The sequence below is a fragment of the Microbacterium sp. KUDC0406 genome (genome assembly GCF_021582875.1).
GTDB lineage: Bacteria > Actinomycetota > Actinomycetes > Actinomycetales > Microbacteriaceae > Microbacterium.
In genome coordinates, this window is the sequence record NZ_CP091138.1 from 2,926,187 (window position 1) to 2,940,647 (window position 14,461).

Genomic DNA, 14,461 nt, shown 5'->3' on the forward strand with positions numbered 1-14,461 from the left:
CTGATCGGGGCGCACTCTAAGCCATCGTAGGTCGGCAGGGCGCGGACCGAGGCTGCTCGTCCCGGGATTCGAGATCGACTCTTGGGTCCCGAGGCGGATCGGATCATGGCCTTCGGCGACCCGCAGCGACAGAAGCGAGCGCGGATGCCGCGTACACGGAAGAATTCGAGGAGGAGGTGGTCATGAAGATCGGATATGATGCGCTGGAACAGGTGGCTCCGACCGCCGTGATCGACCAGTGCATGGCCGCGGCGCCCTTCGGTGGCGTGGCGCTCCCGAAGGCGCGCGCATGAATACGCTGACCGTCTTCGCCCCGGAGGGCATCGGCGAGGTGCAGCCGGGCGAGGATCTCGCCGCGATGATCCTCGCCACGGGCGTGCGGCTCCGCGACGGCGACATCCTGGTCGTGACCTCGAAGGTCGTCTCGAAGGCCGAGGATCGGTACGTCCGCGCGGATGACCGCGAGGACGCGATCACCGCCGAGACGGTGCGGGTCGTGGCATCCCGCACTCGGAACGGGCACACGATGCGCATCGTCGAGAACCGGCTCGGCATGGTGTCGGCCGCCGCTGGCGTCGATGCCAGCAACACCCCTGATGGCTGGATCCTGCTGCTGCCGCTCGACCCGGATGCCTCGGCGCGAGCGCTCGCCGCGCGACTGCGCGAGGCCACGGGCCACCGGGTCGGCGTGCTGCTCAGCGACACACTCGGCCGGCCGTGGCGGGTCGGGCAGATCGACGTCGCGATCGGAGCCGCCGGCGTGCACGTCATCGAAGACCTGCGCGGCACGCTCGACTACGGCGGCAAGGCGCTCAGCGTCACAATGCCGTGCGTGGCCGACGAGCTCGCCGCCGCCGCCGAGCTCGTCAAGGGCAAGGCGCGCGGACTGCCGGTCGCGGTGATCCGTGGACGCGCCGACCTGGTCGGCGATCTCGACCTGCCGGGCGCCGCCTCGATCGTGCGCACCGGACCCGACGACCTGTTCCGCCTCGGCAGCGAGGAAGCGCGAGCCGAGGGATACGACGAGGGCTATGCCGCCGGCATCCGCTCTTCCGGAATCCGTTCCTCTGAAGGAGAGTCATGACGCTGAAACTGGGTTACAAGGCGAGCGCAGAGCAGTTCGCGCCGCGCGAGCTCATCGAGATCGCGGTCGAGGCGGAGCGGCACGGCATGGAGTCGGTGTTCGTCAGCGATCACTTCCAGCCGTGGCGGCACGACGGCGGACACGCGCCGTTCGCGCTCACCTGGATCGCGGCGGTCGGCGAGCGCACCTCGTCGATCCGGATCGGCACCTCCGTGATGACACCCACATTCCGGTACAACCCGGCGGTGCTCGCGCAGGCGTTCGCGAGCCTGGGATGCCTGTACCCCGACCGGATCATCCTGGGTGTCGGCACCGGGGAGGCGCTGAACGAGATCGCCACTGGCTTCCGTGGTGCCGGCGAGCAGGACTGGCCGGAGTTCAAGGAGCGCTACGCGCGGCTGCGCGAGGCCGTCCGCCTGATGCGCGCGCTGTGGTCGGGCGATCGGGTGAGCTTCGACGGGGAGTACTACTCCACGCACGACGCGTCGATCTACGACCGACCGGACGGCGGGGTGCCGATCTACATCGCGGCGGGCGGTCCGCAGATGGCGAAGTACGCCGGCCGCGCCGGCGACGGATTCATCTGCACCTCGGGCAAGGGAGCCGAGCTGTACGTCGACAAGCTGGTGCCGGCGGTGAAGGAGGGGCTCGAGCTGTCGGGGCGGTCGTTCGACGACTACGACCGGATGATCGAGATCAAGCTCTCCTACGAGGAGACCCGCGAGGCGGCCCTGGAGAACACCAGGTTCTGGTCGCCGCTGTCCCTGTCCGAGGAGCAGAAGCGCGGCATCACCGACCCCGTCGAGATGGAACGGGCGGCCGACGCCCTGCCGCTGGAGACCATCGCGAAGCGCTGGATCGTGGGCAGCGACCCCGACGAGGTCGTCGCGCAGATCCAGCAGTACGTGGACTGGGGGTTCAACCACCTCGTGTTCCACGCGCCCGGTCACGACCAGCGCCGGTTCCTGCAGCTGTTCGAGCGGGACCTCGCGCCGCGGCTGCGGGGCTGATCGGCTCAGCGCCCGTTGTCATCCGGTGGCGGGAAGGCGGAGTGCTCATCGACCGACTTCGCGACCGGAGGGGAGCTGACCCGCCCCAGGTAGAGATCGTTGATGGGCTCGCCGACGCCCTCCAGATCCCGCCTTCTAAACCCTGTCGACAGGACTGAGCGCAGCAGCAGACCGAGGCCGATGAACGCCGCGATCGCCCAGGGGATGGCCGTCCCGATCCCTGTGCTCAGCGCGGTCCAGTCGAAGATCCCGGCGAGCACGTACAGCAGCAGGCCGACCGCGACCAGAGCGAGCGCGGCCACGACCAGCGCTCGACGCCAGAGGTGTCGCTTCATCGTGCCCCCTGCATCCTTGAGATCGGAGTGATACCCACTATCCCGCTGTTCAGCGCCTTGCGGAAGGCCGACAAGTGAACGACCGCGTCAGTCCACCCTCGGCGCATCCACCGGTTCGCCGAACACGATCAGCGGGCGCCCGGCATGCTCGACGACCTCGGCGGAGACCCGCCAGACGTCCCGCACGCATTCGGGCGTGAGCACGTCGGCGGGGGAGCCGGCCGCGCGCACGACGCCGTCGGCGAGCACGACGACGTGATCGGCGAACCGGGCGGCGTGGTTCAGATCGTGCAGCGCGGCGATCACGGTGAGCCCATCACTGGCGAGGTCGCGCAGCAGCCGCAGCGATGAGAGCTGCGCGTGCACATCGAGATGGTTGGTCGGCTCGTCGCAGAGCAGCAGCCGTGGCTGCTGGGCGAGTGCGCGCGCCAGGTTCGCCCGCTGACGCTCGCCCCCGGAGAGGGATGCCGCATCCCGATCCGCGAACTCCGCGGCGCCCGCTCGTCGCAGGCTGTCCTCGACGACGTCCTCGTCATCGCTGCTGGCCGCGGCCAGCAGGCCCTGATGCGGGATGCGTCCGAGCTCGACGATCTCGCGGACCGTCAGCCCCTCCGCTTCGGTCCACTCCTGCTCGACGAGGGCGATGCGCCGCGCCCGCTCGCGCCTGCTCAGCCGGCGCAGTTCGGAACCGTCGTGCGCGATCATGCCGTCCTGCGCGGTGAGCACGCCGGCGATCAGCCGCAGCAGCGTGCTCTTGCCCGCGCCGTTCGGGCCGAGCACGGCGGTCACGGCTCCGGAGGGCGCGGTGATGCCGACGCCGTCCACGATCATCCGCCCGCCGGCGCTGTACCGCAGCCGTTCGGTCTGCAGCCCGCTCATCCGGCGATCCCCTCGTCACTGGTCCGCCGCTTCGTCACCCGGGACAGGAGAGCGTGCGAATACAGGATGCTGTCGCGGCATCCGTCCTGTTCTGGGCGGATCTCCTGTTCTCGATGACGGCGGATGCCGACCGGGCGCAGCCCGCTCATGCCCGCATCCTCCGCCGGCGTCCCATCCTCATCAGGAGCACGACGAACACCGGCCCGCCGATCAGCGCGGTGACGATGCCGACCGGCAGTTCGCGTGGGTCGAAGGCGGTTCGCGCGATCGTGTCGGCCCAAAGCAGGAACACGGCGCCGACCAGGAAGGATGCCGGCAGCAGCACCCGATGCCGCACGCCGACCACGGCGCGGGTGGCGTGCGGCAGGATCAGGCCGACGAATCCGACCGATCCGCTCACGGCGACGAGCGCGCCGGTCAGCAGCGCGCAGAATCCGAACAGCGCGACGCGAACCGGGCCGACGGGCACCCCCAGCGCGGAGGCCGCCGAGTCGCCCAGCGCGAGGCTGTCCAGTACCCGCGCCGACGCCAGCAGCGGCAGCGCGCAGGCGGCCATGACGATCGCGGCGAGGGTGACGTCCGCCCAGTCCGCACCCGACAGCGATCCGAGCAGCCAGCCCAGGATCTCGCGGTAGCTGTCGTTGTTCGAGCTCCAGAAGATCACCAGGCTGGTCAGCGCCGACAGCACCGCCGACACGGCGAGCCCGGCGAGGATCGTCGACGTCGGCGAGCCCCCGCCCGCCGCACGGGAGATGCCGAGGGTCAGGACCAGTGCGATCATCGCACCGGCGAACGCGGCCGCAGGCAGGGCGATCGCCGCGCCGAGCACGAGCACGAGCACAGCGCCGGTGGATGCCCCGGACGACAGCCCCAGCAGATAGGGGTCGGCGAGGGGGTTGCGGGTCAGCGCCTGCATGACCGCGCCGCACACGGCGAGGCCGCCGCCGACCACCACAGCGGTCAGCACCCGTGGTGTCCGCAGACGCCAGACGATGGCGTCCTGCGTCACCGGGAGTACGGGATGCCCGCCGGTGACGTGCGCCCAGAGCGTGCCGGCGACGTCACCGGGTGCGATGCGCGCCGGGCCGATGCCGATGGCGACCACGATGGACACGGCCAGCAGGGCGAGCAGTGCCACCAGAACTGCGGCGGTCCGCATCCGCGGCATCCGGGTCCTGCTCTGCGAGGTGCGCGCCGGTGGCGCGACCCGCACCGGCGCGGAGGTCATCGCTCCGCCAGCTGGTCGATCAGGGAGGCGACGGCGTCGACATTGCGCACTCCCGACTCGGTGGCGGGAAAGTCGACGGTGAGGAAGGCGTCGTTCTGCACTGCCTTCAGCGTGGACGCCACCGGGTTCGCCTTCAGCACGTCGATCTTGTGCTGGGCGGTGTTCCAGGTCGAGTCGACCAGCACGATCACGTCGGGGTTCAGATCGGCGACCTTCTCCCAGGAGGTGGAGAACCAGCTCTCCTTGACGTCGGAGAACGCGTTGGTCAGCCCGGCGCTGTGCATGAGCAGCTGCGGGGCGCCGATGCCCGCGCCGACGAACGGCTGATCGCTGCCGGAGGAGTACCAGACGGCGGTCAGGCCACGGTCGTCGGGGCGGAGTTCCGCGAGCTGCGCCTTCTGCTCGTCGACCAGCTTCTTCGCGGCATCCTTCTCGCCGAGCAGATCGCCGGCCTGCAGGAACGAGTCGAAGACGGCGTCGAAGGTGAGCGGGTCGGGCTGGTACTTCTTCTCCTGGCAGGCGGCCGGTGCGACATAGGTGGTGACGCCGAGCTGCTGCAGCGCGTCACGCTCGCCGACGCCGTCGGCCGAGAAGTTGGACTCCCAGCCGGCGAACACGAAGTCGGGATTCAGGGCGAGAACGGCCTCCTGCGAGGGCACCTTCTCGGCGATCACCGGGATGCCCTTGCCCGCCGACGCGAGGTCGGCCGGCAGCGGGCCGTCGGAGTAGGCGCTGCCGACGATCCGGTCGCCGGCGCCGAGCGCCAGGGCCAGTTCGAGGGTGGACGACTTCACCGTGACGATGCGCTGCGGGGGGCTGTCGACGGTCACCTCGGTGCCGCAGTTGTCGACCGTGACGGCGGATGCTGCAGACGAAGACGTCGGCTCCGCGGATGCACCGGAGGAGCAGGATGCCAGGGCCGGCACCGCCAGGGCGACGAGGGTGAGCGCGGCGACCGGGCGCAGGGTGCGGGGCATGTTTCCTCCGAGACGCTCGCGGACGAGGCTGTCGCTGACCGATCAATCATCCCACCGGCTCCGCCGGGCCGGCGCGCAGGCGCGAAGAAGGGCGGGTGTCTCCGTGAAATGGGAGGTCGGAGACACCCGCCGGGCGGCGCGGGAGGGCGCCACCCTTCCAGGACCGTGACCCGGGTTGGGATGGGAGACGGTCACGGGTCCTGGATCACGGATGCCGGCGGGGAGTCGCCGGCCATCCGCACCGTGGGTTCGGCGCAGAGGCCCTCCGGCGTTGGCGCCGGTGCCCACGGGGGTCTGTGGGGTGTCCGGGAGGCCCCGCGTGCGCAGGGTCTCCCGGACGGCGTTCAGGCGACGCGGCGGCGTCGCAGGAGTCCGGCTCCCGCGATGAGCAGGAGCGCGGCGACTGCGGCGAGCAGCGGCGCACCACCGTTGCCTCCCGTGGAGGCGAGCGTGTCGCCGCTCGCCGTGGTCACCGCACCGCCGCCGCTCGCCGCGGCGGGCTGCTCGGGACCGGAGCCGGACACCGGGGTCGTTCCGGGGTTGGTGCCCGGGTCAGTGCCCGGGTCGGTTCCGGGATCGGTCCCCGGGTCGGTTCCGGGATCGGTCCCCGGGTCGGTTCCGGGGTCGGTGCCGGGGTCGGTGCCGGGGTTGGTGCCCGGGTCGGTGCCCGGGTCGGTCCCCGGGTTCGTTCCCGGATCCTCGACCGTGCTCTCGCCGACGACCGAGATGGCGTTGCCGCCGGTCGTGATCGGAGCCGAGATCGGGGCCAGCACCTGGGTGCCGCCGAGCAGCGACCCGAGCCCGTCGGTCACCGGGTTCCCCGCGCCACCGGGCGTGCCGCCCGCCGTGCCGGAACCGCCGGTCACCGTGCTGGTTCCCGCAGCAGAGATGGCGTTGCCGCCGACGTTCACGGGTGCGGTGATCGGTGCGACGACCTGCGTGCCGCCGAGCAGCGAGCCGTCGCCGTCGGTGGTGGCCCCGGGAACGGGTGCGGGCACTGTGCCCGTCCCAGTCGAACCCGACTTGTCAACCGTGCTGGTGCCGAGCGCCGCGATGGCGTTGCCGCCGACGTTCACGGGTGCGGTGATCGGTGCGACGACCTGCGTGCCGCCGCCGAGCGAGGACCCGCCGTCGGTGGTCGCGGAGGTGCCGGCTGCCGCGGGCGTGCTGCCCGTCGACGCCGGTGCGGTGCCGCTGACCGCGCTGTCTCCGAGGACGGAGGTCACGTTGCCGTTCGCGGTGATCGGCGCTGCCACAGGCGCGACCACCTGGGTCCCGCCGAGAGCCGCGTCGTCGCCGCTGGTTGTGGCGTCCGTGCCCGGAGCCGTGGATGCGGCGGGCGCGCCTGCCGATGCACCCTTCGCGTCACTCGTGCCGAGGACGGAGGTCGCGTTGCCGTTCGCGGTGATCGGCGCCGTGATCGGAGCGTTCACCTGGCTGCCGCCGGCGATCGACGACCCGCCGTCCGTCGTGGCATCCGTGGTCCCGACAGCGGGTGCCGCCGGAGCGGAGCCGCCGCCCGACGCCGTGCTCCTGCCGAGCACGGAGATCGCATTGCCGCCGAGATCGATCGGTGTGCTCACCGGCAGGAGCGCCTGGGTGCCGCCGGCGACCGACGACTCTCCGCCGGTGGCAGCCTTCGACGCGGGAGCCGCAGCCGTCGGTGCAGGTGCGGCGGTGCCGTCGGCGGCGCTGCTTCCGAGCACGGACAGGCTGTTGCCGGTCACGGTGATCGGTGCGTCGACGGCCACGAGGGCCTGCGTTCCCGAGAGCACTCCCTCAGCTCCCGAGGTGGTGATGATCGGCTTCGGGGCCGCCGCAGGAGCCGCGTCCGGCGCGGGAGCCGGACTCGACTTCGAGGTGCCGAGTACAGCGGCCGACACGTTCTTGACGGTGACCGGCGCATGGACGGTCACCACCGCCTGCGTGCCGGACGCCGCACCGTCGCCACCGGAGGTCTTCGCGACGGGCGCCGGTGCCGGTGCGGCGGATGCCGGAGCGGTGGAGGCGGCCTTCGACGTGCCCAGTACGGACAGCGCATTGCCTCCGACGTGCACCGGTGAGTTGATCGGCGCGACCGCCTGGGTCCCGGAGAGGATCCCGTCCTGTCCGCCTGTCTCGGCCGCGTTCGCCGCCGTGGCGCCGAGCAGCGTGATGCCGCCGGCGATGAGCGTGCCCCAGAGAGCGCGCTTGATGATTGCATGCATGATTCAGTCCCCCTGACTGATGGTTGGGTCTCGGATGCCGCACGCGGACGCGTGCGGTCTCAGTCGTCGCTCACAGGCGACAGTGAGACCCCCGTCAGTCGGGGGAGACGTCGGATTCGGCGACGGGCGACGCCGGCAGGACGTCGTCGATCGCCGGGACAGCGCCGTGGCCGAGCAGGCCCGGGCTGTGCAGCGCATCGTCGATGCGCGCGTTCATGGCCGTCGAGCCGCCGCCGGACCCGGCGGCGGACGACGAAGAGGACGGTGCCTGCGCGGGCCCGGGCGGTGCGGCGGGATGTGCCGGTGGCTCCGTGCCTCCGGCATCCGATCCCGCGGCGACGGTCGTGACCTGCGAGGCCGACGCGAAGAAGCTCGTGAGCGCTTCAGCGGATGAGGGCCCACCGGTGGCCGGAACGGCCGCACCGTCGCTGCGGGCCGGTGCGGACGCGTCCGTCTCGCCGACGATGACATGGACGGGCGGCGCGATCTCGCTCGGCGGCGCACCCGGCACGACCGGTTCCTCGTCCGAAGGGGTGACGGCGTCGAGGACCGGCGGAAGCAGCGTGTCGGTCACGTCGGTGACGGACGCGGTGGCGGAATCGACCGTCCCGGCAACCTCGCGCAGCAGCTGGGTCGCGCCGATGCCGTCGACGGTGTCGCCGACGATCGGGACGCCGCTGATGACGTCGAGCACGGGGTCGAGGACGGCCGAGGCGGGCGCGTCCCGGAGGATGCCGGTGACCGGAGCCGTCACGGCCGTGACCGTGTCGCCGGCGGTCTGCGCGATCGGCGCGACGACCTCACCGACGACAGGAGTCCTGGTGACTGTCGAGACGGCCTGATCGACAACGGCGGGCACGGTCTGCCCCACCGACTTCGCGACCGCCTTCGTGGCGGGGGAGGCGACTTTCGTCACGACCGGAGCGACCACCTTCGTGACCACTGGTGCGACGACCTTCGTGACGACGGGCTTCACCGGCGCGGTCACGGGGGCGACGATCGGGGCGGTGGCCTTCGCGACCGGCTCCAGGGCATCCGTGATCGGAGAGGTCGCGGTCTTCACCGTGCTGGTGACGACTGACGTGAGCGAACCGAGCGGGTTGTCGGGTTCGTCGGCGTGGGCGGCGGAGCCGCCGGAGAAGAGCGTGAATGCGGCCCAGGTCAGCACTCCGAAGGCGCCCCAGACGACGGCCGCAGGGATGCGGCGCCGGGACACCGTGGCATTCACGCTGTGCTTCCTCCCCGAAGACGACGAACGCGAGGACGCAGAGCGTCCTTGCGGGGAGACTACCCCGGCAGTGGCGACGTGTCTACATCACGTCGACGGGATGAGAAGGGGCGGATGCCTCTCGGGAGGTGAGAGGCATCCGCCCTGAGGATGCCGACGGCGGGGGAGGCCGGCCGGCATCCGAGGGGCGATCGCGAGGGAGGGGGAGGGTTTCGCGATGCCCCGAACTGCGGAGGGGACTGGCGTCGAGGCGGGGAGGGGGAGGTGCCTCGCCGGGTCCGCGCATCCGCACCGGTGCTCCGGACCGGAGGTCGACGGAGGCACCGGATGCCGCGATGCCGAGAGCATCGCAGCATGTCGGACGAGCCGCACGGATGGCGGCCGGAGGATCAGTCGGGGGAGACGTCGGTGGTGAACACCGGCGCTGCGTGCACGACGGACTGCGTCGCCTCGGCGGCGCGCACGGGGGTGCCCTCCTGGGAGGGCAGGTCGTCGGAGGGACGCGCGGCCACCGCGAGCGGAGTGCTCGCGCTGCCGGCGATCGTCGTCGAGGGCGCGGACGGGGCCGGCGGGATGGAGAACTCCGTGTCAGACGTGTCGGAGGGCGCCGAGACGTCGTACGACGTCTCCGTGCTCGGTGCGGCGACGGCGGTCACGTCGGCGTGGTGCCCGACGACCGCTCGGGTCCAGGACGAGGCGACCGCAGCGCGAGGCGCGGGCTCTGCGTGGACGTGGCGTTCGGGAGTGGCACGGTGATGTCCGTGATCGGCGGAACGGAACCGATCGTGGACGCGCTGCCGGAGGCCGTCGAACCGGTCGCGAGTGGCGACGCGATGATCGCGGTTCGAGGCGATGTGGGACGTCGCGCCGGTCAGCCATGACGTGGCCGACCGGAACGCGTCCCGGCTCGAGAACATCGTTGCGTCGCGAGCCTGATCGCGCTGGTACCCGTGGAACGAGAGGACATCGGAGTGCTCTCGTTCGCCCTTCGCGAAGCTGTCGTCCTGTGGGGAGGACGAGCCCATCGTGAAGGAGCGGAGATCGCCGGTCGCGCTGAAGGCGACCGGCTGAAGGGTGATGGTGGTCGGCTTCGCGACGGTGCCCGTGCGGCGCTCCGGTACGAACGATGACCTCTTCACGGACGTACCGGCCTGCGCTGCCGTCCGCTGGACCGTCGCGTGGCGGTCGGTGCCGCGATCGCTGTGCTGCTTCCTCGCCTTCGGAGCGTGCGGCGCAGGGCGCTGCACGGCGTGCTTCGTGGCCTGCGCGATGTGCTTCGCGGTCTGCCCGCCGGCGCGATGCGTGCTCGGCACGGTGTGGTGAGCGCTCGGCGCGGTGCGGGACGCGCGCCACGAGTCCTTGCCGTGCTGCCCGCTCTGCTGAGCGTTGGCCGCCGGGCGGTCATGGTGCGGTGCGCCGCGATCCGAGGCATGCGCGGCCCCGCCGCCGAGCAGCACGACCAGGAGCGCCCAGGCGAGCACGCCCAGTGCTCCCCAGATGGCGACCGTGGGCACACGGCGCCGGGAGGTCGCGGCAGTCACTCGACTGTCTCCGTTCGGGATGAGGCAGATCCTGTACAGAGTACGTCACCGGACCGCGTCCCGTCGAGGGCCTCTGCCGCTTCGGACGTGAATCCCGGGCGTGTCCGGGGCGTCGTCGCGCGGGACTGCGCGGCATGACCGTTCTCCCCAGGTTGTGCACATCGCGCAGAGTTACGGCCAACCTTCAAGCGCCGGTTTAAACCGATTTCCATCCACAGGGTGAGGAAACTGAAACAACCTGATCAGCATGGATAAAAAGGATTGAGATAGAATCTCTCCACTGAGTTGTCCACAGCCGTTCTTCACAGACACTCCGACGTTGTCCGCATCCTCTCCACAGAGTTATCCACAGGCTGTGTTGCAGTGTGGAGAAGGGGCTTCTAGCGTGGTCGAGCGACCGGATGTCGGGGTGCGTGATTCGCTGTTCGCAGCGGCCCGGAACGAGCTTCCGATCGTGACCGCACGGGCACTCGAGACCGTGCGCCATGAGTGGCCGGAGCCGGAGGGAGCACTGTGTCGATCGCCGACATCACCGAGGACCGGATGGGTGCACCCCGTGGACCGGAGCGCGTTCCTCCGCACGATCTGCTCGCAGAGCAGAGCACCCTCGGCGGCATGATGCTCTCGCCCGACGCGGTGGCCGATGTGCTCGAGACCCTCAAGGGCGCTGACTTCTACGTGCCCAAGCATGAGCTGATCTTCGAGGCGGTGCTGTCGCTCTACTCGCACGGCGAGCCGACCGACGTCGTTGCCGTCACCGACGAGCTGATCAAGACCGGTGAGCTGGGTCGCGCCGGCGGCGCGGACTACCTGCACACACTCACCTCGATCGTGCCGACCGCGGCGAACGCGGGCTACTACGCCGAGATCGTCGCCGAGCGAGCCATCCTGCGGCGCCTGGTGGATGCCGGCACCCGCATCGTGCAGCTCGGCTACGACGGTCAGGGCGACGCGACCGAGATCGTGAACAGCGCACAGGCCGAGATCTACTCCGTCACCGGTACGCAGGAGGCGGAGGACTACGTTCCGCTGACCATCGCCGTCGACGCCGCGCTGGAGGAGATCGAGGCGGCCAGCGGCCGCGACGGGACGATGACCGGTGTGCCGACGGGCTTCAAGGAGCTCGACGAGCTCACCAACGGCCTGCACGGCGGGCAGATGATCGTGGTCGCCGCGAGGCCCGCCATGGGCAAGTCCACTCTTGCTCTCGACTTCGCGCGCGCGGCATCCATCGGACACGACGAGCCGTCGATCTTCTTCTCGCTCGAGATGGGCAAGGCCGAGATCGCGATGCGCCTGCTCAGCGCCGAGGGCGCCGTGCCGCTGCAGAACCTGCGCAAGGGCACGCTCGACCAGCGCGACTGGACCACGGTCGCCGCCACACGCGGCCGTATCAACGACGCACCGCTGTACATCGACGACAGCCCCAACATGACGCTGGTCGAGATCCGCGCGAAGTGCCGCCGGCTCAAGCAGCGTGCCGGCCTGAAGATGGTCATCATCGACTACCTGCAGCTGATGACCAGCGGCAAGCGCGTCGAGTCGCGTCAGCAGGAGGTCTCGGAGTTCTCGCGCGCGCTGAAGCTGCTCGCGAAGGAGCTGCAGGTCCCGGTGATCGCGCTCTCGCAGCTGAACCGCGGACCGGAGCAGCGGCAGGACAAGAAGCCCGCGATCAGCGACCTGCGCGAGTCGGGCTCGATCGAGCAGGACGCCGACATGGTGATCCTGCTGCACCGCGACTCGGTCTACGACAAGGACGTGCGTCCCGGTGAGGCCGACCTGATCGTGGCCAAGCACCGTAATGGCCCGACCGCGACGATCAACGTCGCCTTCCAGGGTCACTACTCCCGCTTCGCCGACATGGCCCCCGGTGACTTCGGCGGCGGTGGCGGCGGCGGAGACTTCAACTGAGGTCCTCCCCGTGTCGGACGACGCTCCGTCGGACTTCGACCGCGCACGCCGCGAGACCGTCCGGTACCACGAGGAGCTCTACGCCGGAGCATCGCTCGGCGCCAGGGGAACCTGGCTGGCCCGGCCTCATCCTCTGATCTTCGAGGCCATCGCGCTGCTGCCGACCGGGCGTCCGCTCGTCGCCTACGATCTGGGTGCCGGCATCGGCCGGCACACCGTGCCGCTGATCGAGGGACTGCCGGACGGATCGGTGGTGCACGCCGTCGATCTTCTCGCGTCGGCCGTGCGACGCCTGGAGCAGTTGGCTCCGGCATCCGGGTCGACCCGGGTGATCGCGCAGCAGGCCGATCTGGCCGACGTGGAATTCGATCGGGGCATCGATCTCGTGTTCGCGTTCTCCGCGATCGAGCACCTTCCGGGTGCCAGCGGACATCCGGCGGCTGCTCCGGAAGGCGGCGACGGCGATCCGGCCTGGTGGCGTGATCGCCCTCGGCGTCGTGGCCGACCGCTACGAAGTCGACGAGACGGGCGAGCGGCGACCGGCGCTCCTGGAGAGCGGCATCACCGTGCATGAGGTGGACGACCTGCTCGCGACCGTACTCGCCGATTTCGAGGAGATCAGCCGGACAGCGCGGCCGGCCGCCGTCGTCGAACGTCGTGACCAGGAGGAGTACACGCTCGCGTCGACGCTCGTCACGTGGATCGGCCGACGTCCAGCACGATGACACAGCCCCCGCTACGTCTCCGTGTGCTCGTGCAGCAGCCGGAACTCGTGCCGGTGCAGGAGCTTGAGGACGAGGGCCCGCGATTGCCGAACGCCTTGAGTCCGTCTTCGACGCTGCACGGTCCGATCCCGTCGATGTGATGCTCCACCCCCTTGTACACGACATCGCAGGAGCCGGCCGCGACGATGTTGCGGTACCAGTTGACCTGCGGCCCGTAGGTGAGCTCGGCGACGAAACCCGCGGGATGGCGGGCCAGGATGATCGGAGTCTCGTAGGTCGTGCCCGACGTGCGGCCGATATGCCGCACGAGTGAGAAGGGTCCGCGACCGCGTCGCGCTGCGCGCAGCGTGAGCGGGTTGAGAGTGTTCTTCAGCACCCTCAGGTAGCCCTCGCGGAACGAGCCCGTCATGCCTGCCGATCGTACTCCCCGACCTCAGAGGACGATGTCGCCCGGCTCTGTCAGTTCAGGCCAGGCCTCGCCCCGGGCGGCTCGGCCACTGAGCACGTCGGCGTCGACGAGCGCCCCGAAATCGATCCCGGTCATGTCGTCGATGGCCGACACCGGCATCTGGAACGTGCGGAACGCGCCGAGCGGCGGCACGGTGAGCCGGCCCTCCGCCGTGTCGACGAGCTCGGACTGGTCGAGCACGAACCCCGCGCAGGCGAGAACGTCGTCGTCGCACCACGCCGCGACCTTCCAGAACCGCAGCGGGATCCGGATGCCGACGGTACGGCGGGTCGTCGTCGCCCAGCACCGGGCCGGTGAAGACCGAGATGCGCAGATCCGTGGCCTGCGCATACGCGAGCACGTGGTCCTCCAGCCCGAGCCAGAGCTCCTTCGACTGATTGAAGCCCGCCGCCTGCGGCGCCGCGTTCGGGTACACGAACGTCGCGGCCATGGCCGCGCGCGCGGCATCCGGCTCGCCCCAGCCCGGATCCCGCCGGCGCACGAGATGCCCGCGGTCCAGGTCGTTCCCCGCGTACGCCTCGGGGCCGGTCTGCTCGGACACGGGGATCCTGGGGTCGAGGTGCCAGTCGCCCTCGCGGGGAAGGTCGCTCAGGGTCTGCCCGTCGATGTTGACCGCGGTGGCGGCGGCGAGCCGCCGGCCGGGATCGAGCAGCACGGTGAACCGCGGGTACGTCAGCGTGCGCACGTCCTGCAGCGGCGCCGGCAGCGGCACTGCCGTCGTGAGGAACCCCGGATCGTATCCATCGGTCATAGCCCCATCGTGCCCCATCCCGCCGACAACCGGGGTTCTGGACGACAGGTTCGTCGAACTCGACGCGACACTCGTCGAAAGGCAGCTCGAGATCGCGGCCCGAGCGTGATTTCGTC

Annotated in this window: 14 protein-coding genes and 1 pseudogene; 4 read left to right on the forward strand and 11 right to left on the reverse strand. The window is 70.7% G+C overall.

Going from position 1 to position 14,461, the window contains the following annotated elements; translation table 11 throughout:
* Positions 1-289 precede the first annotated feature (289 nt).
* Both cofE and fgd read left to right on the forward strand, forming a co-directional pair.
* Positions 290-1,084 carry a coenzyme F420-0:L-glutamate ligase gene (cofE, locus tag L2X99_RS14450; protein ID WP_236126818.1) on the forward strand — a complete coding sequence of 265 codons (795 nt, stop codon included), beginning with the start codon at positions 290-292 and terminating at the stop codon, positions 1,082-1,084.
* Positions 1,081-2,094 (forward strand): glucose-6-phosphate dehydrogenase (coenzyme-F420), encoded by a 1,014-nt coding sequence (gene fgd / locus L2X99_RS14455; RefSeq protein WP_236126135.1) that lies wholly within the window; start codon positions 1,081-1,083, stop codon positions 2,092-2,094. Before cofE ends, fgd begins: the two co-directional genes overlap by 4 nt.
* 5 nt (positions 2,095-2,099) lie before the next feature.
* On the opposite strand, the gene L2X99_RS14460 is transcribed toward fgd, so the two are convergent.
* The 8 genes from L2X99_RS14460 to L2X99_RS14495 form a co-directional block, all read right to left on the reverse strand.
* Positions 2,100-2,429, reverse strand: coding sequence for a hypothetical protein (locus L2X99_RS14460; protein WP_236126134.1), 330 nt, complete (start codon positions 2,427-2,429; stop codon positions 2,100-2,102).
* Between the two features lie 87 nt (positions 2,430-2,516).
* The gene (locus L2X99_RS14465; protein WP_236135304.1) at positions 2,517-3,308 is read right to left on the reverse strand and encodes an ABC transporter ATP-binding protein; all 792 of its coding nucleotides are present in this window, start codon (positions 3,306-3,308) and stop codon (positions 2,517-2,519) included.
* Positions 3,305-3,457 (reverse strand): hypothetical protein, encoded by a 153-nt coding sequence (locus tag L2X99_RS14470; protein WP_236126133.1) that lies wholly within the window; start codon positions 3,455-3,457, stop codon positions 3,305-3,307. The genes L2X99_RS14465 and L2X99_RS14470 overlap by 4 nt, the downstream gene beginning before the upstream one ends.
* A complete protein-coding gene (locus L2X99_RS14475) occupies positions 3,454-4,536 on the reverse strand; it encodes an iron chelate uptake ABC transporter family permease subunit (RefSeq protein WP_236126132.1) in 1,083 nt (360 codons plus the stop codon). Before L2X99_RS14475 ends, L2X99_RS14470 begins: the two co-directional genes overlap by 4 nt.
* On the reverse strand, positions 4,533-5,513 hold the full coding sequence (locus L2X99_RS14480; RefSeq protein WP_236126131.1) for a putative F420-0 ABC transporter substrate-binding protein: 981 nt from the start codon (positions 5,511-5,513) through the stop codon (positions 4,533-4,535). Before L2X99_RS14480 ends, L2X99_RS14475 begins: the two co-directional genes overlap by 4 nt.
* A gap of 344 nt (positions 5,514-5,857) precedes the next feature.
* On the reverse strand, positions 5,858-7,720 hold the full coding sequence (locus L2X99_RS17965) for a beta strand repeat-containing protein (protein WP_268928521.1): 1,863 nt from the start codon (positions 7,718-7,720) through the stop codon (positions 5,858-5,860).
* A gap of 94 nt (positions 7,721-7,814) precedes the next feature.
* Complete coding sequence (locus L2X99_RS14490; protein WP_236126130.1) at positions 7,815-8,948, reverse strand: hypothetical protein; 1,134 nt, start codon at positions 8,946-8,948, stop codon at positions 7,815-7,817.
* 389 nt (positions 8,949-9,337) lie between these two features.
* Positions 9,338-10,489, reverse strand: a complete 1,152-nt coding sequence (locus L2X99_RS14495) for a hypothetical protein (protein ID WP_236135305.1) — start codon at positions 10,487-10,489, stop codon at positions 9,338-9,340.
* A 543-nt stretch (positions 10,490-11,032) separates the two neighbouring features.
* Between L2X99_RS14495 and dnaB the strand changes: the two genes are divergently transcribed.
* Together dnaB and L2X99_RS14505 are read left to right on the forward strand one after the other, a co-directional pair.
* Positions 11,033-12,400, forward strand: coding sequence for a replicative DNA helicase (gene dnaB / locus L2X99_RS14500; RefSeq protein ID WP_236126817.1), 1,368 nt, complete (start codon positions 11,033-11,035; stop codon positions 12,398-12,400).
* 10 nt (positions 12,401-12,410) lie between these two features.
* Positions 12,411-12,974: a class I SAM-dependent methyltransferase gene (locus L2X99_RS14505; protein WP_236135306.1), complete on the forward strand. Its 564-nt coding sequence runs from the start codon at positions 12,411-12,413 to the stop codon at positions 12,972-12,974.
* Between the two features lie 119 nt (positions 12,975-13,093).
* Here L2X99_RS14505 and L2X99_RS14510 read toward each other — a convergent pair whose 3' ends face one another.
* The 3 genes and pseudogenes from L2X99_RS14510 to L2X99_RS18420 form a co-directional block, all read right to left on the reverse strand.
* Positions 13,094-13,534 (reverse strand): nitroreductase family deazaflavin-dependent oxidoreductase, encoded by a 441-nt coding sequence (locus tag L2X99_RS14510; RefSeq protein ID WP_236135307.1) that lies wholly within the window; start codon positions 13,532-13,534, stop codon positions 13,094-13,096.
* Positions 13,535-13,558: 24 nt separating this feature from the next.
* On the reverse strand, positions 13,559-13,924 hold the full coding sequence (locus L2X99_RS18415) for a DNA/RNA non-specific endonuclease (RefSeq protein ID WP_329608037.1): 366 nt from the start codon (positions 13,922-13,924) through the stop codon (positions 13,559-13,561).
* Positions 13,920-14,363 (reverse strand): annotated as a pseudogene (locus L2X99_RS18420) (DNA/RNA non-specific endonuclease); the annotation flags it as partial. The gene L2X99_RS18415 and the pseudogene L2X99_RS18420, both read right to left, overlap by 5 nt.
* Positions 14,364-14,461: the final 98 nt, after the last annotated feature.

What these genes read in the sequence shown, in the direction of transcription:
- cofE (WP_236126818.1), top strand. Translation starts at nt 290, where the DNA reads ATGAATACGCTGACCGTCTTCGCCCCGGAGGGCATCGGCGAGGTGCAG.
- fgd (WP_236126135.1), top strand. Translation starts at nt 1,081, where the DNA reads ATGACGCTGAAACTGGGTTACAAGGCGAGCGCAGAGCAGTTCGCGCCG.
- L2X99_RS14460 (WP_236126134.1), bottom strand. Translation starts at nt 2,429, where the DNA reads ATGAAGCGACACCTCTGGCGTCGAGCGCTGGTCGTGGCCGCGCTCGCT.
- L2X99_RS14465 (WP_236135304.1), bottom strand. Translation starts at nt 3,308, where the DNA reads ATGAGCGGGCTGCAGACCGAACGGCTGCGGTACAGCGCCGGCGGGCGG.
- L2X99_RS14470 (WP_236126133.1), bottom strand. Translation starts at nt 3,457, where the DNA reads ATGAGCGGGCTGCGCCCGGTCGGCATCCGCCGTCATCGAGAACAGGAG.
- L2X99_RS14475 (WP_236126132.1), bottom strand. Translation starts at nt 4,536, where the DNA reads ATGACCTCCGCGCCGGTGCGGGTCGCGCCACCGGCGCGCACCTCGCAG.
- L2X99_RS14480 (WP_236126131.1), bottom strand. Translation starts at nt 5,513, where the DNA reads ATGCCCCGCACCCTGCGCCCGGTCGCCGCGCTCACCCTCGTCGCCCTG.
- L2X99_RS17965 (WP_268928521.1), bottom strand. Translation starts at nt 7,720, where the DNA reads ATGCATGCAATCATCAAGCGCGCTCTCTGGGGCACGCTCATCGCCGGC.
- dnaB (WP_236126817.1), top strand. Translation starts at nt 11,033, where the DNA reads ATGGGTGCACCCCGTGGACCGGAGCGCGTTCCTCCGCACGATCTGCTC.
- L2X99_RS14510 (WP_236135307.1), bottom strand. Translation starts at nt 13,534, where the DNA reads ATGACGGGCTCGTTCCGCGAGGGCTACCTGAGGGTGCTGAAGAACACT.
- L2X99_RS18415 (WP_329608037.1), bottom strand. Translation starts at nt 13,924, where the DNA reads ATGCGCAGGCCACGGATCTGCGCATCTCGGTCTTCACCGGCCCGGTGC.